Source organism: Duganella lactea (genome assembly GCF_009857505.1).
GTDB classification, from domain to species: domain Bacteria; phylum Pseudomonadota; class Gammaproteobacteria; order Burkholderiales; family Burkholderiaceae_D; genus Rugamonas; species Rugamonas lactea.
On record NZ_WWCP01000138.1, the window covers coordinates 1 to 242 of the forward strand.

Sequence of the window (242 nt, forward strand, 5' to 3'; positions counted from 1 at the left end):
TCAGAAATTGGCTTGTCCTTGCTGCCTTTGCGCTGGATGTGCATGCGGTAGCCTTGGCCGGTCAGGCGCTCTTCGCGCTTGTAGTTGACATAGCCTTTATCGGCATAGACATCCTGGCTGGTATTGGCCGGGTCCAGTACGTCTTCGAAGTGCAGGGTGTCGTGTTCGCTGGCGGTGCTGATCTTGATTTTTCGGATGAGCTTGCAGCGCTTGTCCGCGTTCACCGACAGCTTGTAGCCGAA

General features: G+C 55.8%; 1 protein-coding gene. It reads right to left on the reverse strand.

Annotated features, from left to right (window positions below; genetic code table 11):
• On the reverse strand, positions 1–242 hold a 242-nt coding region (locus tag GTP44_RS28530), incomplete at both ends, for a transposase (protein WP_161021817.1).